The sequence below is a fragment of the Streptosporangium nanhuense genome (assembly GCF_059358815.1).
In genome coordinates this window covers 53,721-78,092 of the sequence record NZ_JCADBG010000006.1, presented here as the reverse complement: position 1 = coordinate 78,092, position 24,372 = coordinate 53,721, and the positions used below count along the sequence as shown (strand labels likewise).

Genomic DNA, 24,372 nt, shown 5'->3' with positions numbered 1-24,372 from the left:
CGCATTCCTCCTGAAATAGAGAAAAACGGCCTTTTGGGTTAATGGGCGATGTCAGCTCTTGGTATCGACAGGCCTGACGTCGGCATTTTCAGCTATCTCTCGGGTTGCCGATCCGGTTATGCCCTCACCTCTCACGAGGGCAATCTAATCACACGCCCTATCGATTCGACAGGACGGAAAAGAAAGCATCCCATCGCCTTTAAACCGGAGACGAGACGAGTGATGAATGACCAGAACGGCGACCTTTCACGCCTCGATCGCGTTCGCCGGAGGCACTTGGAGGACAGGAGCGTGACGATGGTCGAGCGGCACGAGCGATTCGTCCGTCTGACCCGGCTCGGCTGGGATCTGCACCGCCTCGGGGTGTGCACCTCGCTCGTCCTTCCGGTGGCGGGGCAGCCGATTCTGGAGATCCGTACGTCGACGGGCGCCGCACTGGTCAGGATCACGGTCGTCCGGCGCCACTGTGGATGGGCGTTCGTCTGGCGGCCCTGGTGGGCGCGGCTGTGGCAGCGCGGGGAATGGGTCTGGGCGGAGGCCGACAACGCGGCCGACATGATCGTGTCGGCGGTGACCGCGTGAGATCGGAGAAGGAGAAGCCGGGAGAGGAGGGCGGGCTTCGCGAGTGCGCCGGAGCGGGTGGCGCATGGCGGAAGGTGTTTCCCGGGCGGGTGGAATCCGTGCCGGAGGCTCGGGGCTGGGTGCGCGATCTGCTCGCCGGGCGAGTCGGGGCCTCGGTGCTCGACGACGTGCTGCTGTTGCTGAGCGAGCTGACCACGAACGCGGTGGCCCACTCCGACTCCGGGCGTACGGCAGATGGACGGGTGACCGTCTACGTGGCGCGTACCGGCGCGATGGTCCACGTGGAGGTCACCGACGACGGGTCCGCCGCGAGCGCGCCCGCCGTGCGCGTGCCGGAGGCGGACGACGACGGCGGGCGGGGGCTGTGGCTGGTGGAGATGGTCGCGGCCCGGTGGGGTTCGCGTCGCGACGACGCGGGCGGGTCGGTCTGGTTCCGGGTGTCGGGGTAGGCCCGCGCGCCCGACCGCTCGAAGGTGGTGGAGAGCGTACGGACCTCCCCGTCATTACGGCGGGGGCGCTGGGGGGCTTACACGGCCATGCCGTGGCGCAGGATCCGTAACAGCCGTCGCGCGTGGCTCGCGTCGGTGCCGACGGCGGCGGCGGCGCCTGTCAGGGCGAGCAGGTCGCCCACCGCGAGGTCGGATCGGACGGTGCCGTCCTCCTGCGCCCTGAGGAGCAGAGCCTCTGCGGTCGATCTCATCGACTCGTGCCAGCGGTCGAACAGTTCGGTGCGCCGCTCGTTCCTGCTTTCGGTGCCCGCGAGGGCGAGGGTGCGCTTGGTCGCGACGTGGACGGCGAAGTCGTCCAGCCAGTCGAAGAGCGCCTCGATCGCCGACGGCTCCCGAAGCAGTGCCGCGCCTCGATCGCGGAGTGCGGCCACCTCCTCCGCGTACACGGCGACGAGCAGGTCGCCACGGGTGGGGAAGTGCCGATAGAGGGTCGCATTGCCCACCCCCGCTCTACGCGCTATGTCGTCCAGCGCGACCTCGGGACCGTGTTCGTCGAAGAGTTCTCTCGCCGCCGCCAGCAGCAGCCCGGCGTTCCGTGTGGCGTCGGCCCTGCGCCCCCGCCCGGGGGTGGTGGTCGGCCTGTCGCCCGTACGCGCCATCTTCCTGCTCCAGACTTGTTAATGGGGAACTCCCCACTTATGGTATTGCCAGTAAACGGGGAAGTCCCCATATCGTCTGCACGGATTGGCCGACGGGTCACATCGGAACCCTTACAGGAGGACTGCCATGGCGCTCAGCGCCGAGGATCGCGTGGCCATCACAGAGCTGATCTCGATGCACGGCCACCTGATCGACGCCGGGAAACTCGACCGGTTGCACGAGTTGTTCACCGCCGACGCCGTCTACGACGTCAGCGATCTGGGTGGAGGGACCATCGAGGGGCCGGCCGCGCTTCGCGACGCGGCGCTGGCGATGGGCGAGCGCAATCCGGTCGGCCACCACGTGACGAACATCGTCGTCACCGAGGTGGCCGACGATCACGTACGCGTTCTGTCCAAGGGCATCGGCATCATGGCGGACGGCACGTGCGGAAGTGTGACCTACGAGGACACGGTCGCGCGCGGCGACCGAGGCTGGCGAATCAGCCATCGCAGGGTGCTCGCGCGGCGAGTCCCTCTGGGCGCCGGTTAGGAACGATCACCGAACTGCCGCTGAAGACCGTGCAGCCATCGTTCCAGCACCGTCGCCTGGTCGGGGTCCCGGAGTCTGCGGAGCTCGACCCCGCAGCGGATCTCACCGACCGTCAGGCTACTGAGGTAGAGGTGGGTCCGTGCGCCGCGGCGATCCATTCCTTGACCTGGAGGCCGCCGTTCCGCTTGCGCGCTTCGGAGACCACGTTCGTGTCGAGAAGATAACCGATGCCCATCAGTCGAAATCGACTTCCCGGGGAAGGTCCCGGTTTCGCGGGAACTCCACATCGTCGTCCCAGTCGGGGTCGGCGAGAAGAAACCGCCCGAAGTCCGGAGCGTCGCCCTTGAGGCGGCGGTATTCGGCGATGTCGATGATGACGGCCACCTCCTCCCCGTGCCGGGTGACCACCTGAGGACCCTCACTCAGCGCACGCCGCACGACCTCGCTGAAACGCTGTTTCGCCTCCTGAACCTGCCATCCGCTTACCGGCGCCCCCTGTCTGGTCTGTCTAGGTTCGGAGTAGCCCCGGCATGAGATCACTCGGGTGATCTCCGTGACCTTCCACGCTCGGACGGACAGCCCCCGGTTCCAGGGGTCCCGAAGGGGCGGTCCGATCAGGCGGTCAGTTGTCCCAGGTCGCGTTCTTCAGGATCGTGGACAGGCCCGGGGTGGCCCACTTGTCGATGACCAGGACCTTCGTCTTCGGCAGATACCACTCGCGCTGGTTGAACGTCGACTTCTGCCCGCCGTCGCTGTACGACACGCACCGGACGGGCCACACCCGGTAGTGCGCCTTGTGCGCCACCCCGATGTTCCGGTAGCCGACCACGATCGCCTTGCCGATGACGTGGCCGTACCTGGGGTCGGTCGGGCAGCGCTGCACGTCGGAGGCCGGGTAGTACGGGCCCTGGGTGGGGTCGTAGCGCCGGAAGCCCTCTCCCCCGGTCTTGAGCGCCTTGGGCCCCATGATCCAGAAGCTGTCGCACCTGGGCTGGAAGTAGCCGCGGTCGGGCCGCGCGCAGGCACCGGTCACCACCTGGACCCGGTCCGCGGTCCCGTACACCTTCCAGGAGCTCGGGATCTCCAGGGTCAGCCCGCCGCGCAGGCGCAACAACGTGGACGAGGTGGCGGACGCGGGGAGCTGGGCCGCCAGCACGACGGCTCCGGCGACGGCGGCCAGCGTGATCGTTCTCTTCATCATGGCGGCGATGCTATTGATCCGGGCTTGCGGTTGATTTGCAGGTTCCTTGCGTCCGGAGAACCGGCGGGCGGGTGGACCGGAGCGACATACCGCTGGGTATGCTCGCTGACGCGGATGGCTGCCGCCCCGTCACCGGTACGACCAGCGAGAGAGGGGAACGGGACGTGTTCACCGCTCCGAGCGATCCCGAGTCCGTCTTCACCTACGGCGCCCCCGCCCTGAAGTTCGGGCCCGGCGCCTCCGCCGAGATCGGCTTCGATCTCGGGCAGTACGGTGCGCGCCGCGTCCTCGTCGTCACCGACCCGGGGGTGGCCGCGACCGGCGCGCCGCGGCGGATCGCCGACCAGCTCGCGGGCTACGGCATGGAGGCGCGCGTGTACGACGGCGTGCGCGTGGAGCCGACGGACGAGAGCCTGCTCGCGGCCGTCGAGCACGCCCGCGCCTCCGGCCCGTGGGACGCCTTCGTCGCCGTCGGGGGCGGGTCGAGCATCGACACCGCCAAGGCGGTCAACCTGCTCACCACCAACCCGGGCGAGCTGATGGACTACGTCAACGCGCCGGTGGGCGGCGGCCTGGCGCCGTCACGGCCGCTCAAGCCGCTGGTCGCGGTGCCCACGACCACGGGTACCGGGGCGGAGAGCACCACGATCTGCGTGCTCGACGTGCTGGACCTGAAGGTGAAGACGGGGATCAGCCACGCCCGGCTCCGCCCGGTCCTCGCGGTCGTCGACCCGGACCTGACGATGTCCCAGCCCCCGGAGGTCACCGCCGCCTCGGGGATGGACATCCTCTGCCACGCCCTGGAGAGCTACACCGCCCGCCCGTACACCTCCTACGAGCGCAAGCGTCCCGAGGAGCGCGTCCCGTACTGCGGGTCGAACCCGGTGGCCGACATGTGGTCCGAGCGGGCGCTGCAGCTGCTCGCGCGGTCTTTCCGCGCCGCCGTACGCGACGGGGACGACCCCGGCGCGAGGGCGCGGATGGCGCTGGCGGCGACGTTCGCCGGGCTGGGGTTCGGCAACGCGGGCGTGCACATCCCGCACGCCAACGCCTACCCGATCGCCGGGCGCGTCAGGGACTTCCGTCCCGAGGGGTACCCCGCGGACGAGCCGATGGTGCCGCACGGGATGGCCGTCGCGCTGACCGCTCCCGAGGCCTTCAGGTTCACCTTCGAGGCGCAACCGGAACGGCACGTGCGGGCGGCCGAGCTGCTCGACCCGTCCGCCGCCAGGCCCGGCGACCTCGCGGAGTTCCTGCCCGGCGTGCTGGCGAGGCTGATGCGCGACGTCGGAATGCCCAACGGCATCGGCGGCGTCGGGTACACAGAGGCGGACGTCCCCGCGCTCGCGGAGGGGACGATGAAGCAGCAGCGGCTGCTCGCCACCGCCCCGCGCCCGGTCGGCGAGGACGACGCGGCCGGGATCCTGAGCCGGTCCATCACCCTCTGGTGAGATCCGTCCTCCGGTTAGGGGACGGGGGTCAGGAGGCGGGCTCGCCTCCGGCCGCCTGCCCGCCCTCGTCCTCCCAGGACGCCTGACCGGCGGTTCCGCCGTCTCCGGTGTCCCCGGTGTCCCTGGTGTCCACGGCGGTTCCGGTGTCTCCGGCGGTTTCGGCGAGCGGGGTGGCCGGGGCCGTGCCCGAGGCGGCGGCGGTGAGGATGCCGGCCGGGCCGGTGGCGGCCCCGGGCGTGACGGCCAGCCTGAGCGCGTTCGCGGCGGTGCCGCTCTCGGTGCCCGGCGGGATCACCAGCAGGTTGACCGGCTCCATGTTCACGGGGATCAGGGTGACCACGTGCGGGTCCATGTGGCGGAACCAGCCGACCTTCACCTGGCGGCCGGGGGCCGCGACGCGGTGCGGGATGTCGTCCCACGCCTTCAGGGGCAGGCCCACGCGCAGGACGTGCCGGTCGAGAAGCGCGTCGACGGCGGCGATGAGGCCGGGCAGCTCCACCGTGGCGTCCAGCGAGTGCGGCCACCAGGCTCCGTCCACGGCGCCCCTGCGGCCGAGGGTGGGATCGAGGTTGAGGCGTACCTCGGAGGGGGCGTTCGCGGTGACGGCGCCTGAGGTGGGGGGTGCGCCCTGGGAAAGAAGCTCGGACGTCATGATCGTCTGGCCTGTCTCGGCCCCTGGGGACCGGAGTTGCCTATCGCCTTGGGCGACGCCGACCTGAATGCCAACGCACGAGATGTCCTCGGTTTTCCCATTCTACCTCGATTGTCGTCTCAGCAGCGGGATCGGAGGCGCCGGGTCCGCGTGACTTCAGTGCAGCATGACGCGTGCCCACCGCCTCCGGGCCACGCCGAGGCCCAGCGCACCCATGGCCAGGAGATAGAGCACGCTCACGATCAGGCCGGAGTCGATCTGGCCGAGGGCGCAGCCTCGCAGCAGCTGGATGGCGTGGTAGAGGGGGAGCAGCTCCACGATGACCTGTATCACCCGGGGGTAGACGGTGACCGGGTAGAACGTCGTCGCGAAGAGGAACATCGGCAGCAGCACCAGCTGCACGTACTGGAAGTCGGACCACCCCCTGATGCGCGTCGTCACGGCCAGTCCCGCGCTCCCGAAGGCGAAGGCGACGAGCAGCGTCCCGGCCGCCGCGACCAGGGCGTCCGGCCAGGAGACCAGGCCGAACACGGTGATCACGAGGAGAAACCCGATCGCGGTGATGAAGCCGCGCAGCACCGCCCACGCCACCTCGCCGACGACGATCCCGGTGAGGGACACGGGGGTGGACAGGATCGCCCGGTAGTGGCGCTCAAGGGTGAACTTGACGAAGGCGCCCTCCATCGTCTCGTACAGGGCGCTGTTCATCACCGCCGTGGCGAGCAGGCCGGGCGCGACGAACGCGGCGTAGGTGACGTTCACCCCGTCGACGTCCCCGACGAGCTGTCCGATGCCGACGCCGATGGCGAGCAGGTACAGGATGGGCTCGAAGATCGAGTACATCGCCATGGTCCACGGGTTGCCACCCGTGTGCACCCGAAGGTTGCGGAACACCAGGAAGTGCGCGCCACCCCAGCGGGGTACGTCGGCCGTCACCCCGTTCTTCAGGTCCGGCATCCTGGTCTCCAGGTTCTGCGGCATGTCGACTCCTCAGACGTGGATGTGGCGCCGGTACGTGGTCAGCGCCACCGCGACGCCCCCGGCCGTGAGCGCGGCCAGATAGCCGACGTGGATCGCGGAGGTGAGCGGGGTGGCGGTGCCCAGGCTCAGGGTGCGGCACAGGTCGACGCCGTGCCACAGCGGCGTGACGTACGCCAGCGGGCGCAGCCAGTCGGGGAGCGTCTCGATGGCGAAGAAGGTCCCGGAGAACAGGTACATCGGCATCAGGACGAAACGGAACACCGTGTTGAGGGTGCCGAACTTGTCGACGGTCACCGTCCATGCCGCCAGCGGGGCCGCGAAGGCCATGCCGGTGAGCAGGGCGGCGGGCACGGTGAGCACGGCCCACGGGGAGCGGGTGGCGCCGAAGGCCGCCATCACCACGGCGAACGCCAGCGCGCTCGTGCCGATCCTGAACGCCATGAACAGCAGGTGCCCGGCCATGATGTCGCGGGGTTCCAGCGGGGTCGCGGCGGCCACCAGGTAGCCCTTGCCCTGCCGCAGGGAGCTGTGGACCACGAACGCCGCCTCGACGTAGGCGTTCTGCATCGCCGCGGCGGCGAGCATCCCGGGGGCGAAGAACTGCAGGTAGGTCAGGCCGCCCAGCGACGCGGGGTCGACCAGCTGTCCGAGCCCGGCGCCGATGGCCACCAGGAAGAGCAGCGGGTTCGCCACGCTGATGACGATGGTGCCCCTCCAGGAGCGGCGGTAGCGGAGCATCCACGAGGAGAACTCGCGCAGGAACATGGGCATGCGTCGTCCGCCTCGGTCTGTCAGGGTGGGGAACATCGGCATGATGGACATGTCGTCCCCTCAGTCCGTCAGGGTCCGGCCGGACAGGCGCAGGAACACGTCCTCCAGCGTCGACCTCCGGACGAGGGCGGTGATCGGGGTCATCCGCGCGGCGGTGACCGCGGCCAGCGTCGCCTCGCCGTCGTGCGTGTAGACCAGCACCCGGTCGGGCAGCACCTCCACCCGCTCCTCCTCGCCGGGGCTGACCAGGTCCTGGAGCTTCTCCGCGGCCTGCTCGTGCTCGTCGATCCGGAATCTCAGCTCCAGGACCTCGCGCGTCGAGTGGCGGCGGATGAGCTCCTGGGGTGACCCCTCGTCCGCGATGAGCCCCTTGTCCATCACCACCAGGCGGTCGCACAGCTGCTCGGCCTCGTCCATGTAGTGGGTGGTGAGCAGCAGCGTCACCCCCTGCTGCTTCAGCCTGAACAGCCGGTCCCACAGCACGTGCCGCGCCTGCGGGTCGAGCCCGGTGGTCGGCTCGTCGAGCAGGAGGATGTCCGGCTCGTTGATCAGGGAGCGGGCGATCGTGAGCCGCCGCCGCATGCCGCCGGACAGCGCCCCCAGGCTCTCGCCCGCCTTCTCCTCCAGCTGCGCGAACTCCAGCAGGCGCTCCGCGCGCTCCCTGATCACGCGGCGGGACAGCCCGAAGTAGAGGCCGTACATCGTCAGGTTCTCGCGCACGGTGAGGTCGGGGTCGAGCACGTCGTCCTGCGGGACCACGCCCAGGCGCGCCCGGATCCTGCGGCCGTCGCGCGCGGGGTCCATGCCGAGGATCCGCAGGGTCCCGGCGGTCGCCGGGGAGACGCAGCCGAGCATGCGCATCGTCGAGGACTTTCCCGCCCCGTTGGGACCGAGGAACCCGAAGGCCTCCCCCCGGTCGACGTGGAAGTCGATCCCGGCCACGGCCTGGAACCCGGTCCCCCGCCTGTCTCTGGGCGGGTACGTCTTCATGAGCCCCTCCGCCCGGATCAGCGGTGTCTCGCCGTCGTCGCCTGCCATGGACACCTCGGCTCTCCAGCACGATCAGTCGTGTTAGCTATAGATCACAGGATCTTCGAGACGCGATTTTGCAAGAGGTAGAGCAAGTTCCGCAATATATTTACCTGGCGGCTGAATGTTGCATGTCGGATCGAGCGGCCCAGGATGGCATGCCCGCGGGTGCCATCCGCGACGACAGTGAGTGTCGCGGCCGGCGGTCCCCGGGGTCCACTGACATCCCCCGCCCCGCGGAACGGGGCATCCGTGCTGCTAGCACTCGGTGAACCGGTCTCATGAACCGGCCGGCGCCCCGGAGGAGCCTTCACGGTCGCCGGCTCCCACCACAACCGTTCCGGCGATCGTCTTCCGGCCGCCCCGGGTTCCCTGCCCGCCGGCGAGAAGCCAGGCGGGGAGTTCCCGGTGCCGGAACTGGTAGCTCGCGCCCGCGAAGCACAGCAGTCTCGCCTGGCACGCCCACCGGCAGAACGCCGCGAATCGCCAGGGCAATCGTCGCCGCAGGGCCATGAGCGTGATGGCGATCATGTATCTCGCGCCCCCGGCCCCCGCGATGAGCCCGCTCCCGAGCCCTCCCGTCATGCCGGCCGCGAAGCCTTCCACAAGTCCGATCGGGGCCTCACCCGACTGTAACTGCGCGATGAACCCCACAAGGGCTCCGGCGCCTCCTCCCGCGAGCGCGACCATGAGCCCGAAGGTGAGATCGCTGTGGACGCCCCGATGGGGGAGGATGGGATCGGCCGACGGATTCCACGATCGGTACCGAGCCGTGAGGGACTCCGGGAAACCGACGGTGAACCCGTCGGGAAAGCCTCCCGTGAGCCCATGCGCCGATCCGGCCACGGCCCCGAGTACCAGCCCGGCGGTGAGGCCGAATCCCCCCTGGAAAGCGGCTTTGATGACGATCCCGAGCACGGTCCCGAGGCCGAGCCAGATCGCCAGCACCACCCCGGCGTGGATCGCCCGATTGAGGATGGGGATCTTCCGCCGCGTGGTGATGCCGGGTGTGGGCCATTTGGTGCCGGCCGCGATCGCGAGAAGCAGGAACCAGCCCCAGACGACGATCACCACGAGGGCCTGTCCCGTAGCGCGCCCCCAATCCCCGTCGTCGATGAGCCGGTGCCACTCCTTGAAGATCTCGCCCCACTTGGAAGGTGACAGCAGCAAGACACCGGCGACGGAGAACAGCACCAGCGTGATCGTGGCGTGCAGCAGGCGCGGAAGCAGGTGACCGGCGATCGGCCACAACAGGTGAGGCAGGATGTCGACCCTCGACATGCCCTGCGGCATGTCCTCGTCCCTCGTGTCTCCGCCCTCGCGGTCCATGCCCGCGCCCTCTTCGTCCTCGGCGTCTCGGCCCTCGGTGTCCTTGTCTCCGGCGTGGCAGGCCTGCCGGCGCAGATGGTGGGCCAGCTCGGCCAGCCAGCGCTCCACCTGCTGAGGTCTGTAGGGGGTGCGGGTGAGGAAAGCGCGGGGCCGGGGGGCCACGGCGACGGCCGCGGTGACGAAACCCGCCAGCAGGCTCCGTTCCAGCCGCTCATGAGTCTGACGCGCCGTCTCCTCGGATGCGCCCGGTGTCCCGGAGGCCGGGTGGAGGCGAGGGGCCAGCTGTTCGGCCTGGACCGGGTCGCTTTCGATGGCGGTCGTGGCGAGCATCAGCCGCCAGGGAGTGGCCAAAAACGTCCGCACCCCTTCGTAACGAGCATCATCCAGCTTGCCGAGGATGGAACTCCAGACTTCCATCTGGTCGGGACGGTGACGGTAGCGATCGGTGAGATAGGTGTCGAGTTGCTCGGTGCTCAACGGCCGGATCTCGATGTAGCGAGCATGGTCCAGCAGCAGGCCACGATCGCGTAACCCGGTATGGCAGCCGGGGCGCGTGACGACCACAGCCGGGGCGAAGGTGACACCGGTGTAGTAGGTGTTGAGTGCCTTGACGAGCTCCATCGCGCGGGAAGCCCTGATCTCCCGGCTTCCCGATGAGACCGCGAGACTCGAATGCCCGGCCTCCGAAGGGCCGAGGAGGTCATCGAAGCCGGCGTCCATCTCGTCCAGCCCGTCCAGCACCGGCATGACGAGATGACCCCTCACCAGGGAGTCGGCGTCCCGGCGGGAGATGCCGTAGGTCGCCACGAGCTGCTCGGCCAGCCAGTCGGCGAAGGGTCGGCCGGCGGTCCACGCGGCGGCACTGAGCCTCACCGGAACCGCCCCGCCATTGACCGTGGGGTCGCCGATGACGGCCTTGGCCAGGCCGATCACCAGCTCGATCGCCAGTATCGTCTTGCCCGATCCCTTATCTCCGACGATCACCAGGCGTCTGTCGGGAAGCCCGGTGAAGTATCCGGTGACATCGGTCAGGCGCCCCCCATCCTTCCTGTCGGCCTGGAACGCCTTCAGCAGCCATCCCCGCCCCAGGGGAAAAGAGTTTTCCCCTGGAAACATCAGCCCCATCATCGACGTCGAGAGATGCCGCATCGCACCGTTGCGTTCCCCCCTTCCGTTCTCGCCGTCATGGGCGGGCGGACGGCGTCCGCCCGGGGGAGAATGAAGAAGGGGGTCGCGATCGTCGAAAATCAGATCGGCCGCGATGACACCACCCAGCAAAGCGGTTCGTGCCTCACACTCCTGCTGGTAGACCCGCCTGGCCAGCATCTCCTGCAACGGCACGTCATTGCCCCTCGTGGAGGCCCGCATGGCGGAGAACAGCGTCGCCACAATGCTCAGCGTCGCCAGCCAAAGACCGAAGAACCCGACCTTCAGTTCTGTATCCGCATGATCGGACGGCCCCAAAAAAGCGATGTAGGCCAACCAGAAAAAGAAGGTCACGAGCACGGCCAAGGAGAGCCAAACCCAATGGCCGCACAGCCGCGATGTCAGGAAACGCTGCCAGATTCTATGCACAGTGGCACGATGCTACCCCCCATATGCGATCACCGTTAACGGCGCTCTTTAATTTTTTCTCCGACGGAAGGCCACACATCCTCAACCGCCCTCTCGTTCTGGATAAAGACTCGCCCTGACCTGCGCTTTTTATCTGGTAAGGCCATTGACCGAAATATCCTTGGAGTATCCGTATAAGATCACAAGACATCTACGCCCGTCCTCGGCACTTCCGGTCGCCGAACGCGGGCGCCAGGGCCGGGGATCGTTTTCATTTCGCTTCACGGGGTCGGTGGACGAGAATCGCACCGACAGGTCGACCTGCGCGAAGCAGGGGGCGACGGAGCCCTGCATGCCTTTATTTCACGCCCTTTAAGGGATTTCGCGCCGAACCCATAACGGCCTTCGGCGGCTCCGGAGCCGGCGCCCACCGGATGGTTCACCCGTCTTTCAGGCACCCCTGCCACGACGGGGCCCAAAAGGGATCTTCCTCATATTTCTATCGTATCACGATGAATCATGACGAATGAGAAAAAGTGTCACTCGTACATGAACCGCTTCAGCACAGAAACACCAAGACGTCACGGCGAGACGGCGATGGCGTCGATGGGCGTCGGTGGGCGTCGGTGGGCGTCGGTGGGCGCCGATGGCGTCGACCGGCGGACACGACACGGCGGGCGGTCACCATACCCGCCCGATCCATGCTCGGCTCCCCTGCCCCCGAAGGTCACGATCCTCCCCCGGGCCGCGAGGTCAGGGTGCCAGTACGGGTCTTCCGAGCACCTCCGCCAGGCGGGAGAAGCTGTCGCCGCCCTGACCGGCGTCGATCGCTCGCCGGGCGACGGCCTGGGCCGCGTTCAGCACGCCGGTGTCGATGCCCCGGGTCCGGGCCGCGTGGACGATGTGCTCCATGCCCGCGGCGGCCGACAGGATGGTGGACTGGTCGCCCGGGTGGTCGCCGTCGTCGAGGTGCTCCGCGAACTCGTCGATGATGCCGGGGAGCAGGGCGCCGATCCCCTTGGCGAGCGGGGCGAGGTCCCTCGCCGCGATGCCCTCGGCGGCGGCCAGGGCGAAGGCGTGGACGAGGCCGCTCATGGACGTCCAGAAGAGGTCGAGCAGGGCCACGTCGTGCGCCGCCGCCCTCCCCGGGTCCGCGCCCAGGTAGGCGGAGGTGCCGCCCAGACTCTCCAGCGCCGGCCGGTGGGCCCGGTGGACCTCCTCCGATCCGCTGTACAGGACGACGGCCGCCGGTCCTCCGATCGTCGGCGTCGGGGTCATGATGGCCCCGTCGAGATAGCCGATGCCGTGCTCGGCGGCCCAGGCCGCCGTCCGGCGGGCGCGTTCCGGCGTGTCGGCGGTGAGGTTGACCAGGGTACGGCCCTTCAGCGCGTCGGCGGCGGGGCCGACGATCGCCCGCACGGCGTCGTAGTCGATCACGCAGACGATCGTCAGCGGGCTCGCCGCGACCGCGTCGGCGACCGTGCCGGCGCGGGTCGCGCCCCTCGCGACGAGGTCGTCGGCCCTGGCCGCCGTGCGGTTCCACACGGTCGTGGGATGGCCTTTCCCGAGGAACGCCCCGGCCAGCGCCCGGCCCATCGGGCCCAGGCCGAGAACCGTCACCGGGGTGGGATGGTCGTGGGTCATGTCGTCCTACTCCGATCCGACGTCGTTCGACCGGGCGGCCTTCGCGGCCCTCACGGAATCTCCGGCCCTGGCCGGGGGCGCGGCCCTGTCGGGGTGCGCAGCTCCGGCGAAACCCTCGGCTCTCTCGGGGTCCGCGGCCCTCGCGGGGTCCGTGCTGAGCAGGTCGATCAGGGCCGAGAGGTCGTCGTTGCCCCGGTTCGCGGCGACCCCCCGGTGGAGGAGAGCCCCCATGGGCTCCAGCAGTTCGGTGCTGACGGCCTGGTCCCTGCCGGTCTCCAGCAGGTTGACGAAGCCCGCCGCCTGCATGCCCAGGTTGGAGACGGTGGCGGAGTGGTCGTTCGCGTCGTACGCCTTCGCCATCTCGGGAAGGCTCGTGAGCATGGCGTTGAGCCAGGAGACCACCAGCGGCGTGAACTCCGTCGCCGGGACCTTCTCGGAACCGGTCAGGGCGACGGCCTGGAAGAAGCCGCCGAACATCCCGTACATGGCGCTGAGCAGCGCGATGTCGTACAGCGACGCCCGGCCCGCGTCCTCGCCCAGGTAGCTGACGGCGCCCAGTGCCGACAGGGTTTCCTCGTGAGCGGTGAACGCCCCGGACGATCCGCTGCAGAGGACGAGGGATCCGTGGAGGCCGATCATCGGGGGCACCGCCATGATGCCGCCGTCCAGGTGGTCCGCTCCCCGCGCGGACGCCCACCGGGCCAGCTCGCGCGCCTGGCGGGGCGTGCCGTTGGTGAGGTTCACCAGGGTCCGGCCCGCGAGAAGGCCGCTCACGGTGCCGGGGCTCTCAGGAGTGTCCGGACTCTCGGGGCTGCCGGGGACTTTCCCGAAGCCGGGAGCGCCGGGTGCGCCGGGTGCGCCGAGGACCTCGCGGACCGCGTCGTGGTCCAGCACGCAGATCACGACGATCGGGCTCGCGGCGATCGCCTCCGCGGCGGTGGCCGTCTCGGTCGCGCCCCGCTCGACGAGCTCCCCGCCCTTCCCCGGGGTGCGGTTCCACACCGTCGTGGGATGGCCGTTGTCCAGGAAGGCCCCGGCCAGCGCCCTGCCCATCGCCCCCAGGCCGATGACTGTCACCGGCGGACGGTCGTCGGTATTCATTTGTCCCCCCAATTTCATGCGGTGTCGGCATACGAAGGTCCCAGTCCCGGGCCCTTTCACGGCCCCGGCTGGGACGTTTACGATGCTGGCGCGCCGCTGAAATTTCCTCAAGTACCTACTATTTTGTCAGGTACCAACCTTTTTGTAAGTGTGGGGAGCGGGATGAAGAAACGGACCTACTCGTGCGGGCTCGACGCCGCCGTGGACGTCGTGGGCGGCAAGTGGAAGGCGCTGATCCTGTGGGCGCTGCACGGCGGGGCCCTCAGGTTCGGGGAGCTGAACAGGAGCGTGTCGGGCATCAGCGAGAAGATGCTGATCCAGCAGCTCCGGGAGATGGAGTCGTACGGCCTGGTGCACCGCGAGGTCTATCACCAGGTCCCGCCGAAGGTGGAGTACTCGCTGACCGAGTTCGGCCACTCGCTCAACACCGCGCTCATCCCGCTCGGCGACTGGGGCGAGATCCACATGGAGACCATCGAGGCCCTCCCCCGCCCCTGAGCGCACGCCGGGCGGCGCCTGCGAATCCGTCCCGCCGTCCCCCTCGCCGGGAGAGTCTCACCAGGAGAGCCCGGCCTCGGACGGGACGGGGTGCCCGGCCTCGGAGGAGACGGTTTGCTCGGCCTGTACCAGCAGGTCGTTGAGGATCTCGCCGAGGATCTCCACGCCGTTGCGGGTCAGCACCGACGCGGGATGGAACTGCACCGAGACGAAGCCGGGGCCGCGCAGCGCGTGGACCTCGCCGCTCGACGCCTCCCTGAACACCTCGACCGTGCCCTCGCGCTCGCGGCAGGGGAACCGGTCGGCGGAACTGCGGGCGGCGAAGGTGTTGTAGAAGCCCACCAGCTCCGTCCGTCCCAGGAAGTCGATCCTCCGCTGCACGCCCTGGTTGGGGAACGGGTTGCGGCCGATCTCCAGCCCGAGCAGCGTGCTGAGCACCTGGTGGCCGAGGCAGACCGACAGGAAGGGGATGCCCAGCTCCAGCAGGCGCCGCGTCGTGTCCCTGAGATGGGCGATCTTGAAGTCGTCGTGGTCCCTCGGGTCCCCCGGACCCGGGCCGACGATGACCAGGTCGTGCTCCTCCAGCCGGTAGTCCTCGTCGAACCGGCGCACGCTCACCTCGCACCCCAGCGCGGCGAGCTGGTGCCTGGCCATCGCGGTGAAGGTGTCCTCGGCGTCGATCACCAGCACCCGGCGGCCCACCAGCCTGGGCACGAGGTGCCTCCTGTTGTCCGGGCCCTCGAACCAGAACCCGGCGAGCGGCGCGTTGCGCTCGATCAGCGCCCGCCGCACCCGCGGGTCGGTGCCCATGTCCGCCGGCTCGGCGGGGACGTCGGCGTCGCCTTCCGGCGCGTGGCGCAGCGCCTCCAGCAGCCCGGCGGCCTTCGTCCGGGTCTCCTCCGCCTCGGAGGCCGGGTCGGAGTCGCGGACCAGCGTGGCGCCGACGGCGATGCGCATCCGTCCCGTCTCGTCGATGTCGGCGGTACGGATGACGATCGCGGAGTCCAGGGCCCGCCCGCCCTCCTCGTCCCGGCCGATCAGCGCGGCCATGCCCGCGTAGTAGTCTCGGCCCTCCGGCTCGTAGCGGCTGATCACCCGGCAGGCGCTCTCCAGCGGCCCGCCGGTGACCGTGGGGGCGAACATGGTCTCCCGCAGGATGTCCCGCACGTCCAGCGAGCTGCGTCCCTCGATGAGGTACTCGGTGTGCGCCAGGCGCGCCATCTGCTTGAGGTACGGGCCCACCGTCCGGCCGCCGAGGTCGCACACCCGGCCCATCATCTTCAGCTCCTCGTCGAGCACCATGTAGAGCTCGTTCGCCTCCTTGCCGTCGGACAGGAAGCCGAGCACCCCGCGCACCTCGGGCCCCTGCGCCGGATAGCGGTAGGTGCCGCTGATCGGGTTCATCACCACGGTGCCCGCGTCGAGGCTGATGTGCCGCTCGGGCGAGGCGCCGACGAAGGTGCGCCCGCCGGTGTGGATCACGAAGGTCCAGTGGCAGCCGGGGTCCCTGCCGAGCAGCCGCCGGAAGAACGCCAGCGCCGTACGGGTCGACCAGTTGGTGATCTCGGCGGAGAACGACCGCTTGATGACGAAGTTCGCGCCCGTCCCCCGGCCGATCTCCTCGGAGAGCACCCGGCGCACGGTGTCCGCGTACTCCTCGTCGTCGGAGTCGAAGGCCCCCTCGCCCAGCTCGATCGGCCCGTCGGGGAGCCGGTCGAGGACCTCGCCCATCGGCAGCACGGCCTGGTCGACGACGGTCATCGCGAGCAGCGGGGCCTCGTCGTCGGGGAACGCGTACCCGCGCTCGCCGATCTGGCGGTACGGCAGCAGCGCGAGCACCTCGTGCCGGGCACCGGCCCCCCGGGAGGCGTCGTCGTCGGGCGGCAGCGGGATGTCCGCGATGCGGCCGACCTCGCCGGTCTCCCCGATGATCAGGTCGAGCCGGTCCGCGCCGGTCGAGCCCGGCCGGTGCAGCAGGGCGAACGGGGGCGCCTCCGGGCCGAGGATCCGGTCGAGCAGGAGCGTCCCGGCCGTGGTCCCGGTGGTCCCGGTGGTCCCGGTGGTCCCGGTGGTCCCGGTGGTCCCGGTGGTCCCGGTGGTCGTGCCGGCCGTGGTCCCGGTCGTCTCCGCGGTCATCGTTCCGCTCCTTCCAGGGCCGCGCCGGCCAGGGCCGTCTTGCCCAGGATCGTCTTGTCCATGACCGCTTCGTCCAGGGCCGTGTCGGCCAGGAACGCCCTGTCCAGGGCCGGTGCGTCCGGTGCCGTCCTGTCCAGGGCCGCACCGTTCAGCATCGCCAGCGCGGACCGGGTGGACAGCGTCACCGAGCACCTCGACGCCGCGTAGTCCAGCGCCTGGCGGTGGTACTCCCGCGAGAAGTCGGCCACCGCGTCCGCCACCACGAACGTCTGGATGTCCTGGGAGAACCCCTCGTGGGCGGTCATCAGGATTCCGACGTGGGCGTACACCCCGCAGATCACCAGCTGGTCGCGCCCCTTCTCGCGCAACATGTCGAGCAGGCCCGTACGGCAGAACGCGCTGGGCCGCCACTTGGTGAACACGACGTCGGGGCCGAACGGGGCCAGCCGGTCGACGATCATCCGGTGCTCCGGGGCGGCGCTCATCCCCGCGCCCCAGAAGTCCTTGAGCAGGCCGCGCTGCTCGTCGGTCATCCCGCCGGGCTGGGCGGTGTAGACGACCGGCGCGCCGAGCGTGGAGAAGCGCGCCCGCAGGGTCGCGACGTTCTCCAGCAGGTCGGTCGTGGGGGCCTGCCCGTGCGGGAACGGGCTCAGGAAGTAGTTCTGCATGTCGTGGACGAGCAGCACCGCGCGATCGGGATCGATGGTCCAGCGCGCGATGTTCTCCGGAAGCTCGTCCTCGGTCGGCATGGGATAGGACTCGATCGGTGGGATCGCCATGGTGTGCCTCCGCTCTTCGTGGAGCCTTTTTCGTGAAGTCTTCTCGTGAGATCTCTTCGCGGACTCTTCTGTGGGGCCTTTCGCGAGTTCAGGGCTCCGGGGCCCGGCCGGGCCGTCCTCAGTTGCCGAGGGCGGCGCCGCCGTCGACCGTGAGGTCCTGAAGGGTGATGTGGGCGGCGCGGTCGGAGAGCAGGAACAGCACCGCGTCGGCGACGTCGGAGGGACGTGCCAGCCGCCCCATCGGGATGCCGACCCGGAAGGTCTCCGGCGCGCCCTCGATGGAGACCCGCGACGCGTCGCCACCGGCCCACAGCGAGGTCAGCATCGGCGTGTCGGTGGAGCCGGGGGCGACCACGTTGCACCGGATCCCGTGCCGGGCGAGCTCCAGCCCCAGGCATTTGGTGAAGCTGCTCGCCGCGGCCTTGGACGCCGCGTAGGCCGCCATGTCCCAGCGCGGGGTCCGGGCCGCGTTGGAGGCCAGCGTGACGATCGCCCCCGACCCGCGGGGGATCATCCGGTTGGCCACCGCCCTGCTGACGTGGAACACGCCGGTCGCGTTGACCGCGAACGTGGTGTCCCAGTCGTCGTCGGTGAGCGAGGCCCCCGCGCCCACGCGCAGCACCCCGGCGGCGTTGACCAGGTAGCCGATCGGCCCCAGCTCGCGTTCCGCCCGCTCCACCGCGGCGTCCACCTCGGCGCTGGAGGTCACGTCCACGACGAGGCCCCGGACGCGGTGCCCGGCCTCGGAGAGTTCCTTGACGAGCGGGTTCAGCGCCTCCGCGTTCGCGTCCACCGCCGCGACGGCGACGCCCTCGGCGGCCAGCGCCCGCACCACCGCCTCGCCGATACCGCCTGCCGCCCCGGTGACCAGGGCCGTCCTGTCATGCATCGGTCATGCCTCCTCATCGGCGTGCCGCACGGGTGAGCGTGGCGACCAGATCGGGATCGACACCGAGGCAGCGCACCGAGAAGGTCCCGAGTGCCTCGATGTAGTCGGCTTCGAGCTCGTCCTCGTCGAGACCGGTGGCGCGGCCGCCCTCCACCAGCGTGCGGCCCGCGACGATCACGGTGTCCACGTCCGCCGAGCCGCCGAGCGCGAGGAAGCTCTCCAGCGGGCGCGGGTTGAGCAGGTAGCGCCAGTCGTCGGCGGGGACCAGCAGCAGGTCGGCCTGCTTGCCCGCTTCGATGCTGCCGATCTCTCCTGCCCAGTCCAGCCCCCTGGCCGGGAGCCGGGTGGCCATCGCCAGCGCGTCGGTCGGCAGCACCTCGGTCGGGTCGGCGTACATCTCGTTGTAGATCTGCCAGGTGACCCGCATCGCCTCGGCCATGCCGCCGAGCGGCAGCGCGGCGCCGTCGGTGGACAGCGAGACGTCCAGCCCGGCGCGCCGGAACTCCGGCATCGCCCGGGTCTCGGTCAGCGAGGACTCCCCCGCCGGGCCGTACTTCGCCGGCGAGTGGCTGATGTGCGCGTTCGCCGCGACGAGCATCTTCCGTTCCTCGTCGTCGGCGAACGCGCAGTGCACCGCCATGAACCGGTCGGAGAGCAGGCCGAGCTCGGCGAACCTGCGCACCGGGGTCGTGCCGTAGTAGCTCCGCGTCACCTCGGCCTCGTTGCGCAGCGCGCCGACGTGTGTCGCGAACGGCACGTCGTACCTGGTGACGAGCTCGGCGAAACCGGCGCCGAGCTCGTCGGTCATGTTGACCCCGTAGACAGAGGTCGGCCTGGCCCGTACCAGCCCGCTCGCGTCCTTCGCGCAGTCGCGCAGCAGGTCCTCGATCCGCCGCAGCACCACGTCGGCGTCGCGGGTCCTGCGGAACCGCGACTCGCCGGGGGCGCAGACCGCGTCGCTCGCCCAGGTGCTGACCACGCAGCGCATGCCCAGGTGGCGGGCGGCCGAGGCCAGCGCCTCCGGCCGGTTGAACGAGCCCACGTCCCCGAGGGTGGTCGCGCCGGAGCGCAGCTGGGTCCACATCGAGTAGCGGGCGACGGCCTCGGCCTCGTCCGGGGTGAGCCGGTCGATCTGGTCGTGGAAGGAGTCGAAGACCACCGAGATCTGCTGGAGGTCGCCGCCCAGCGCCATGAACGCGGGCTTGTCGTCGCGGTCGGAGGCGGGCCGCAGCGCCCCCTTGAAGGGGAACCGCATGGCGAACAGGTCGTGCCAGTGCGCGTTGACGAAGCCGGGCAGGATCATCTTGCCCCGGGCGTCGATCGTGCGCAGGTCCTCCCGGTGGCGGGGCTCCAGGGCGGCCTCGACCTCCTCGGTGGTCCCGGCGGCGACGATCCGCTCGCCCTCGACGAGCACGGAGCCGCCGGGAACGACCCGCGCCTCGGCGTCGGCCGGGTAGAGGCAGCCGCCCCGGATCAGCAGCGCGCTCATCCGACTGCCTCCCCCGATCTCACCCGCCGGGCCTCCCAGGCCGCGTGCAGGTGCCGCTGCCAGGCGTCGACGGTCGGTTCGGCGGCGAGCTCGCCGAACTCGACGGCGACGCCCTGCCGGCGCCACCGGGTGACGAGCCGCATCATCTCCAGGGACCCCAGCCCGAGGAAGACGAGGTTGGCGTCGCCGGTGATCTCGCCGGGCTCGGTGCCGACGATCGTCGCGACGGCCTGCCGCAGTTCGTCGGCCGTGGGCGGTGCTGAGATATCGCGTTCCATGTCCGGTTCACCTTTCCTGACGTTCGGGGGTGGGTTCCTCGGGCGTCCGATGACGGGCCGGGGCCGGGTCCTCGCCCTCGCGGGCGGGTTCCGCGGGCGTCCAGCGGCGGGTCACGGCCGGGTCCTTCGCCGCGGCGGCGAGGACCTTCTTGTCGATCTTGCCGAGCGGGGTCAGCGGGAAGTCGTCGACGAACTCCACGCGGTCCGGCAGCTTGAACTCGGCCAGCCCGCGCTCGTGCAGCGCCCGCTTCAGCTCGGCCGGCTCCGGCTTCTCGTCCTCGCCCCGCTGGACGACGAACGCGTAGGTCCGCTCGCCGAGGAACTCGTCGGGGACCGGCACGACCGCCGCCCCGGCGACCGAGGGGTGGGTGAGCAGGTGGCCCTCCACCTCTCCGGCCGAGATCTTGTCTCCGCCGCGGATCACCACGTCCTTCAGCCGCCCCTCGATGACCAGGTTCCCCTCCGGGGTCAGCCTGGCCAGGTCGCCGGTGCGGTAGAAGCCGTCCTCGGTGAAGGCCCGCCGGTTGTGCTCCTCGGCGCGGTAGTAGCCGCGCAGGGTGTACGGGCCGCGGGTGAGCAGCTCCCCGGTGACGCCCGCGGGCACCTCGGCGTCGTGTTCGTCGACGATCCGCACCTCGTCGGCCGGTGAGATCGGCCGCCCCTGCGTCTCCACGACGGACTCGGGGTCGTCGCCCTTCCTGGACATGGAGAGCATTCCCTCGGCCATGCCGAACACCTGCTGCAGGCGGCAGCCCAGCTCGGGCTCGATCCGCGCGGCCAGCTCCGGCTGGAGCCTCGCCCCGCCGATCTGCAGCACGCGCAGGCTGGACAGGTCCGCCTCGCTCCAGGCCACCTCCTCCAGCCAGAGCTGCGCCACGGTGGGGACGACCGAGGTGACGGTGACCCGCTCCCGCTCGATCGCACCGAAGCAGTCCTCCGCGACCGGGCTCTCGGCGAGCACGACCGTGCCTCCGGAGCCGAGCGTGCCGACGACCCCCGGGCAGCCCCAGGTGAAGTTGAACTCCACCGGCAGCGCCGCCAGGTAGACGTCGTCCGCGCCGAGCTCGCAGAGCTCGGCCACCGCCCTGGTCTGGTACGCGTAGTCGTCGTGCGTGCGCGGGATCAGCTTGGGCAGCGCGGTGGTCCCGCCGGAGAGCAGGAAGAACGCCACGTCCGACGGGTCGCTCCCGGGGAGCGGGACCGGGTCGGCGTCCACCTGTGAGAGCGGGACCACCGCTTCGCCGGCCGTGCCGGTCTCCCCGTCCAGGACGAAGATCCGGCGCAGGCTCGGCACCTCCTCGGCCATCCGCAGGGCGAGCTCGGTGTGGTCGAACCCGCGATGGACGCCGGGGACGACGTATCCGGAGGCGCCGGACAGCTCGCACAGGTGCCTGATCTCGTTGGCCCGGTGCGACGCCAGGGAGAACACGGGCTTGGCGCCCACCCTGAAGAGCGCGAAGGCCACGACGACGAACTCGGGGACGTTGGGCAGCTGCAGGACGATCCGGTCACCGGGCTCGACCCCGAGCCGGTGGAAACCCGCCGCCATCCGGTCGACCCGGTTCTCCAGGTCCCGGTAGGACAGCCGCCGCTCCCCGGCGACGAGTGCCGTACCGTCTCCGAACGCGCGGGCCCAGGTGCGCGGGAGGTCGCCGAGGCGCTCCCCGCGCCAGAGTCCCTCGCGCCGGTAACGGGCGGCGAACTCCTCCGGCCATGGCGTGCATCCGTCAAGCATCTCTACCGGCCTCCGTTCTCCGGCTCGCGGTTCCCGGGCTCGTGGTTCTCGTTCCGGGGTCCGTGACTCCGCGGCTCGTGGTTCTCGTTCTGGGGGGCGTGGTCCCCGAGCTCGTACGGGGCGACGATCTCCACGACCGCGCAGCCGGCCTCCATGCCGGGGGCGCTGCCGATGAGCAGCACGTGATCGCCGGGGGCGACCTGCCCGCTCGTCCACAGGTGCTCCAGGCCGATGAACGGGTCGGCGGCGCCGGCGTGCCCCGCCCCCCGGGTGAAGTCCCACAGGCCCCGGTCCGCGTCGATCTCCAGCGGGTCGAGGAACATGGCCTCCAGGGAGCCCCGCGCGAAGCCGGTGTGGCAGACGCGGGCGACCTTCTCCATGGAGATCCCGGCCTCCGCCAGCGTGCGGCCGGCCGCCTCGGCGACGCACTCGCCGAAGTGCCCCATCGGAGGCGCCTTCCCCTCGGCCCACTGCCGGCGCCAGTGGTCGCTGCGCTCCTCGAAGTTCAGCGAGCGGCCGACGGTGATGCCGGGCGGGAAGAGCACCTCCCCGCCCCGGTGCAGCTCCTCCATCCCGGGATCGGAGACGGTCCCGAAGGCCAGCACCCGGGCGAAGCCGCCGCGCCGCGACACCACAGCGGCGGCACCGCCGTCCGCGAGCAGGAACATCCTGGAGGCCCGCCACCGGTCCACCAGCGGGGTGGAGAAGTTGTCCCCGGCCGTCAGCAGCACGGCGTCCTTCTCCCGGTCGGCGATCAGCCGGTGCGCGGCCATCTCAAGGCTCGCGATCATGCCGAGGCAGCCCTGCCTGACCTCCAGGGCGGTGATCGGCCGGCCCAGCGTCCTGCGCAGCACGTAGTGCGGCGCCGACCAGCCGTCCGGTCCCTGGTGGTAGCTGTCGCTGTGCAGCAGCGCGCCGAAGTCGTCCGGCTCGTGCCCCGACCGGCGCAGCGCGACCAGGGCCGCGCGGGCCGCCATCTCCGGTGCCGGCGTCTCGCCGGCCACCATCACGGCCTCCATGCCGGAGGCCTCGCGGTCGGCCTCGTCGTACCAGGACTCCCGGACCGCGTGCTCGGTGGTCACCACGGGCGGCAGGTACGTGCCGACGCCCGCCAGGTAGATGTCGTCGACCCTCATCGCGCGCTCCCCCCGTCGGCGGGAACCTCGGCGGGGACACCGGCTGGGACACCGGCTGGGACGTCGGCCGGGACGTCGGCGGGGGCACCGGTGGGGACCAGGTAGCGCGCCACGCTGTCGAGCTTCTCGCAGGTCTCCTCGAACTCCCGCTCGGGAGTGGACTGCCCGACGATGCCCGCCCCGGCGCGCAGCCAGGTGCGCCCGTCCTGGCGGTAGGCGCTGCGCAGCACGAGGGCCGCGTCCATCTCGCCGGTGTGGTCGACGGTGAGCACGGCCCCGCTGTACAGGCCGCGCGACTCGGGCTCGTGCCTGCGGATCGAGGTGTACGCGGCCTCCTTCGGCACGCCGGACGCGGTCACCGCGGGGAAGACCGCGCCGAAGGCGTCCCACGCCCGCAAACCGGGGGCGAGCGTGCCGGACACCTGGGAGGCGAGGTGCTGCACGCTGCCGCGCTCGCGGATCGCCATGAACTCCGGAACCTCGACCGATCCGGGCACGCAGACGTCGACGAGCTCGTCGGTGCCGACCTTCACCGAGATCGCGTGCTCGTAGACCTCCTTGGCGGAGCCCAGGAGGTCGGCGCGCAGGCTCTCGTTCTCCAGCAGGTCCGAGGTGAGCGCCCTGGTCCCGGCGAGCGGCTGGCTGACCACGTGGCCGTCCGCGGACACCTTGACGACGATCTCCGGGCTGAACCCGGCCGTCTCCACGCCACCGAGGTTGAGCAGGAACGACCGCGCGGGGTTGTTGCCCCGGCGCCCGGCCAGGTAGGTGGCGATCAGGTCGATGTCCTCGTCGACGTCGACGACCCGCGACAGGATGACCTTGTTCAGGTCGCCTTGGTTGATCTCGTCGACCGCGAGCTTCACCGCGAGCCGGTAGTCGTCCTCGCCGAGCTCGCGCACGTCCAGCGGCTTCGGCGCCCCCTCGGGGGTCTCCCCGGGGCTGGAGATCGTCTCCAGCAGCGCGGTCAGCGCCTCCTGGTCGGCGGCGCGGAGGTGGGCGTGGCCGTCCTCCAGGCGGACCTCGGCCTTCGGCACCACGAGGTGCAGCAGCCGGCCGTCGCCGACGTGGTCCAGATTCCCGTCCTTGGCGTAGGAGAGCTCGAAGGCCGCCCAGCCGTAGGCGCGCCAGGCCGGGACCTTCACGGTGTCGAGCAGCCGGGCCACCTGGCGCAGGGGCCGGTCGCTCCAGGGCAGGACGACGTCGGGCTCGCCCTCCTGGAGCAGTCGGGCGCCGGTGCGGTCCAGCGTGACCTCGGCCCTGGCGCCGCCCGCGTAGGACCACTTCCCCCCGCTCTCGTACACGACGTACGCCGCGTGCAGACCGGAGCCGGCGAGCCTGGCCGCGATCCGCGGCGGCTCCTCCGAGAGGGGGATCTGCGTTTCGAAGTAGTGCAGCCACCTGTTGGAACTCATCTGCGGGCATCCTTTCCTGGCGGTGGGAGATGCGTGACGACGAACGCCGTGCGCGGGACGGACCGTGGTCGCCACGTCGCCT

The 24,372-nt window shown here is 70.6% G+C and carries 23 protein-coding genes; 5 read left to right on the top strand and 18 right to left on the bottom strand.

Annotated elements, in window-relative coordinates:
* The first annotated feature begins 297 nt into the window (after positions 1-297).
* Both AC5L38_RS13865 and AC5L38_RS13860 read left to right on the top strand, forming a co-directional pair.
* On the top strand, positions 298-582 hold the full coding sequence (locus AC5L38_RS13865; protein WP_495243434.1) for a hypothetical protein: 285 nt from the start codon (positions 298-300) through the stop codon (positions 580-582).
* A complete protein-coding gene (locus AC5L38_RS13860) occupies positions 471-1,031 on the top strand; it encodes an ATP-binding protein (protein ID WP_495243185.1) in 561 nt (186 codons plus the stop codon). Before AC5L38_RS13865 ends, AC5L38_RS13860 begins: the two co-directional genes overlap by 112 nt.
* A 77-nt stretch (positions 1,032-1,108) precedes the next feature.
* On the opposite strand, the gene AC5L38_RS13855 is transcribed toward AC5L38_RS13860, so the two are convergent.
* Positions 1,109-1,690 carry a TetR/AcrR family transcriptional regulator gene (locus AC5L38_RS13855; protein WP_495243184.1) on the bottom strand — a complete coding sequence of 194 codons (582 nt, stop codon included), beginning with the start codon at positions 1,688-1,690 and terminating at the stop codon, positions 1,109-1,111.
* A 127-nt stretch (positions 1,691-1,817) separates the two neighbouring features.
* Between AC5L38_RS13855 and AC5L38_RS13850 the strand changes: the two genes are divergently transcribed.
* Positions 1,818-2,222, top strand: a complete 405-nt coding sequence (locus AC5L38_RS13850) for a nuclear transport factor 2 family protein (protein WP_495243183.1) — start codon at positions 1,818-1,820, stop codon at positions 2,220-2,222.
* A gap of 234 nt (positions 2,223-2,456) precedes the next feature.
* Here the strand turns inward: AC5L38_RS13850 and AC5L38_RS13845 are convergent, their stop codons facing one another.
* Both AC5L38_RS13845 and AC5L38_RS13840 read right to left on the bottom strand, forming a co-directional pair.
* Positions 2,457-2,762 carry a type II toxin-antitoxin system Phd/YefM family antitoxin gene (locus AC5L38_RS13845; protein ID WP_495243182.1) on the bottom strand — a complete coding sequence of 102 codons (306 nt, stop codon included), beginning with the start codon at positions 2,760-2,762 and terminating at the stop codon, positions 2,457-2,459.
* An 82-nt stretch (positions 2,763-2,844) separates the two neighbouring features.
* Positions 2,845-3,423, bottom strand: a complete 579-nt coding sequence (locus AC5L38_RS13840) for a hypothetical protein (protein WP_495243181.1) — start codon at positions 3,421-3,423, stop codon at positions 2,845-2,847.
* Positions 3,424-3,521: 98 nt separating this feature from the next.
* On the opposite strand from AC5L38_RS13840, the gene AC5L38_RS13835 reads away from it, so the two are divergent.
* Positions 3,522-4,874, top strand: a complete 1,353-nt coding sequence (locus AC5L38_RS13835; protein WP_495243180.1) for a hydroxyacid-oxoacid transhydrogenase — start codon at positions 3,522-3,524, stop codon at positions 4,872-4,874.
* Between the two features lie 28 nt (positions 4,875-4,902).
* Here AC5L38_RS13835 and AC5L38_RS13830 read toward each other — a convergent pair whose 3' ends face one another.
* The 7 genes from AC5L38_RS13830 to AC5L38_RS13800 all read right to left on the bottom strand — a co-directional run bounded on the left by AC5L38_RS13830 (position 4,903) and on the right by AC5L38_RS13800 (position 13,911).
* A complete protein-coding gene (locus tag AC5L38_RS13830; RefSeq protein ID WP_495243179.1) occupies positions 4,903-5,526 on the bottom strand; it encodes a DUF5994 family protein in 624 nt (207 codons plus the stop codon).
* Positions 5,527-5,682: 156 nt separating this feature from the next.
* The gene (locus AC5L38_RS13825) at positions 5,683-6,507 is read right to left on the bottom strand and encodes an ABC transporter permease (protein WP_495243178.1); all 825 of its coding nucleotides are present in this window, start codon (positions 6,505-6,507) and stop codon (positions 5,683-5,685) included.
* A gap of 9 nt (positions 6,508-6,516) precedes the next feature.
* Positions 6,517-7,278 carry an ABC transporter permease gene (locus AC5L38_RS13820; RefSeq protein ID WP_495243177.1) on the bottom strand — a complete coding sequence of 254 codons (762 nt, stop codon included), beginning with the start codon at positions 7,276-7,278 and terminating at the stop codon, positions 6,517-6,519.
* Positions 7,279-7,338: 60 nt separating this feature from the next.
* Entirely contained in the window at positions 7,339-8,316 is a 978-nt protein-coding gene (locus tag AC5L38_RS13815) for an ABC transporter ATP-binding protein (RefSeq protein WP_495243176.1), read from the bottom strand.
* A 270-nt stretch (positions 8,317-8,586) separates the two neighbouring features.
* Positions 8,587-11,211 carry an NACHT domain-containing protein gene (locus AC5L38_RS13810; RefSeq protein WP_495243175.1) on the bottom strand — a complete coding sequence of 875 codons (2,625 nt, stop codon included), beginning with the start codon at positions 11,209-11,211 and terminating at the stop codon, positions 8,587-8,589.
* 732 nt (positions 11,212-11,943) lie between these two features.
* Positions 11,944-12,834: an NAD(P)-dependent oxidoreductase gene (locus AC5L38_RS13805; RefSeq protein WP_495243174.1), complete on the bottom strand. Its 891-nt coding sequence runs from the start codon at positions 12,832-12,834 to the stop codon at positions 11,944-11,946.
* 6 nt (positions 12,835-12,840) lie between these two features.
* The gene (locus AC5L38_RS13800) at positions 12,841-13,911 is read right to left on the bottom strand and encodes an NAD(P)-dependent oxidoreductase (RefSeq protein WP_495243173.1); all 1,071 of its coding nucleotides are present in this window, start codon (positions 13,909-13,911) and stop codon (positions 12,841-12,843) included.
* Between the two features lie 186 nt (positions 13,912-14,097).
* On the opposite strand from AC5L38_RS13800, the gene AC5L38_RS13795 reads away from it, so the two are divergent.
* A complete protein-coding gene (locus tag AC5L38_RS13795) occupies positions 14,098-14,433 on the top strand; it encodes a winged helix-turn-helix transcriptional regulator (RefSeq protein ID WP_495243172.1) in 336 nt (111 codons plus the stop codon).
* Positions 14,434-14,490: 57 nt separating this feature from the next.
* On the opposite strand, the gene AC5L38_RS13790 is transcribed toward AC5L38_RS13795, so the two are convergent.
* The 8 genes from AC5L38_RS13790 to AC5L38_RS13755 all read right to left on the bottom strand — a co-directional run bounded on the left by AC5L38_RS13790 (position 14,491) and on the right by AC5L38_RS13755 (position 24,290).
* Entirely contained in the window at positions 14,491-16,569 is a 2,079-nt protein-coding gene (locus AC5L38_RS13790) for an anthranilate synthase family protein (protein ID WP_495243171.1), read from the bottom strand.
* Complete coding sequence (locus AC5L38_RS13785) at positions 16,566-17,348, bottom strand: isochorismatase family protein (RefSeq protein ID WP_495243170.1); 783 nt, start codon at positions 17,346-17,348, stop codon at positions 16,566-16,568. Before AC5L38_RS13785 ends, AC5L38_RS13790 begins: the two co-directional genes overlap by 4 nt.
* A gap of 118 nt (positions 17,349-17,466) precedes the next feature.
* Positions 17,467-18,237: a 2,3-dihydro-2,3-dihydroxybenzoate dehydrogenase gene (locus tag AC5L38_RS13780; protein ID WP_495243169.1), complete on the bottom strand. Its 771-nt coding sequence runs from the start codon at positions 18,235-18,237 to the stop codon at positions 17,467-17,469.
* A gap of 13 nt (positions 18,238-18,250) precedes the next feature.
* A complete protein-coding gene (locus AC5L38_RS13775; protein ID WP_495243168.1) occupies positions 18,251-19,726 on the bottom strand; it encodes an amidohydrolase family protein in 1,476 nt (491 codons plus the stop codon).
* On the bottom strand, positions 19,723-20,004 hold the full coding sequence (locus tag AC5L38_RS13770; protein ID WP_495243167.1) for a phosphopantetheine-binding protein: 282 nt from the start codon (positions 20,002-20,004) through the stop codon (positions 19,723-19,725). Before AC5L38_RS13770 ends, AC5L38_RS13775 begins: the two co-directional genes overlap by 4 nt.
* A gap of 7 nt (positions 20,005-20,011) precedes the next feature.
* Entirely contained in the window at positions 20,012-21,739 is a 1,728-nt protein-coding gene (locus AC5L38_RS13765; protein ID WP_495243166.1) for a (2,3-dihydroxybenzoyl)adenylate synthase, read from the bottom strand.
* Positions 21,740-21,741: 2 nt separating this feature from the next.
* Complete coding sequence (locus tag AC5L38_RS13760; RefSeq protein ID WP_495243165.1) at positions 21,742-22,875, bottom strand: ketoacyl-ACP synthase III family protein; 1,134 nt, start codon at positions 22,873-22,875, stop codon at positions 21,742-21,744.
* Positions 22,872-24,290: a salicylate synthase gene (locus tag AC5L38_RS13755; RefSeq protein WP_495243164.1), complete on the bottom strand. Its 1,419-nt coding sequence runs from the start codon at positions 24,288-24,290 to the stop codon at positions 22,872-22,874. Before AC5L38_RS13755 ends, AC5L38_RS13760 begins: the two co-directional genes overlap by 4 nt.
* Positions 24,291-24,372 lie beyond the last annotated feature (82 nt).

Bases quoted from the DNA above. Each gene is read 5' to 3' on its own strand.
- AC5L38_RS13865 (WP_495243434.1), top strand. From the start codon at position 298: ATGGTCGAGCGGCACGAGCGATTCGTCCGTCTGACCCGGCTCGGCTGG.
- AC5L38_RS13860 (WP_495243185.1), top strand. From the start codon at position 471: ATGGGCGTTCGTCTGGCGGCCCTGGTGGGCGCGGCTGTGGCAGCGCGG.
- AC5L38_RS13855 (WP_495243184.1), bottom strand. From the start codon at position 1,690: ATGGCGCGTACGGGCGACAGGCCGACCACCACCCCCGGGCGGGGGCGC.
- AC5L38_RS13850 (WP_495243183.1), top strand. From the start codon at position 1,818: ATGGCGCTCAGCGCCGAGGATCGCGTGGCCATCACAGAGCTGATCTCG.
- AC5L38_RS13840 (WP_495243181.1), bottom strand. From the start codon at position 3,423: ATGATGAAGAGAACGATCACGCTGGCCGCCGTCGCCGGAGCCGTCGTG.
- AC5L38_RS13835 (WP_495243180.1), top strand. From the start codon at position 3,522: ATGCTCGCTGACGCGGATGGCTGCCGCCCCGTCACCGGTACGACCAGC.
- AC5L38_RS13830 (WP_495243179.1), bottom strand. From the start codon at position 5,526: ATGACGTCCGAGCTTCTTTCCCAGGGCGCACCCCCCACCTCAGGCGCC.
- AC5L38_RS13825 (WP_495243178.1), bottom strand. From the start codon at position 6,507: ATGCCGCAGAACCTGGAGACCAGGATGCCGGACCTGAAGAACGGGGTG.
- AC5L38_RS13820 (WP_495243177.1), bottom strand. From the start codon at position 7,278: ATGCCCATGTTCCTGCGCGAGTTCTCCTCGTGGATGCTCCGCTACCGC.
- AC5L38_RS13815 (WP_495243176.1), bottom strand. From the start codon at position 8,316: ATGGCAGGCGACGACGGCGAGACACCGCTGATCCGGGCGGAGGGGCTC.
- AC5L38_RS13805 (WP_495243174.1), bottom strand. From the start codon at position 12,834: ATGACCCACGACCATCCCACCCCGGTGACGGTTCTCGGCCTGGGCCCG.
- AC5L38_RS13795 (WP_495243172.1), top strand. From the start codon at position 14,098: ATGAAGAAACGGACCTACTCGTGCGGGCTCGACGCCGCCGTGGACGTC.
- AC5L38_RS13790 (WP_495243171.1), bottom strand. From the start codon at position 16,569: ATGACCGCGGAGACGACCGGGACCACGGCCGGCACGACCACCGGGACC.
- AC5L38_RS13785 (WP_495243170.1), bottom strand. From the start codon at position 17,348: ATGGCGATCCCACCGATCGAGTCCTATCCCATGCCGACCGAGGACGAG.
- AC5L38_RS13780 (WP_495243169.1), bottom strand. From the start codon at position 18,237: ATGCATGACAGGACGGCCCTGGTCACCGGGGCGGCAGGCGGTATCGGC.
- AC5L38_RS13775 (WP_495243168.1), bottom strand. From the start codon at position 19,726: ATGAGCGCGCTGCTGATCCGGGGCGGCTGCCTCTACCCGGCCGACGCC.
- AC5L38_RS13770 (WP_495243167.1), bottom strand. From the start codon at position 20,004: ATGGAACGCGATATCTCAGCACCGCCCACGGCCGACGAACTGCGGCAG.
- AC5L38_RS13765 (WP_495243166.1), bottom strand. From the start codon at position 21,739: ATGCTTGACGGATGCACGCCATGGCCGGAGGAGTTCGCCGCCCGTTAC.
- AC5L38_RS13760 (WP_495243165.1), bottom strand. From the start codon at position 22,875: ATGAGGGTCGACGACATCTACCTGGCGGGCGTCGGCACGTACCTGCCG.
- AC5L38_RS13755 (WP_495243164.1), bottom strand. From the start codon at position 24,290: ATGAGTTCCAACAGGTGGCTGCACTACTTCGAAACGCAGATCCCCCTC.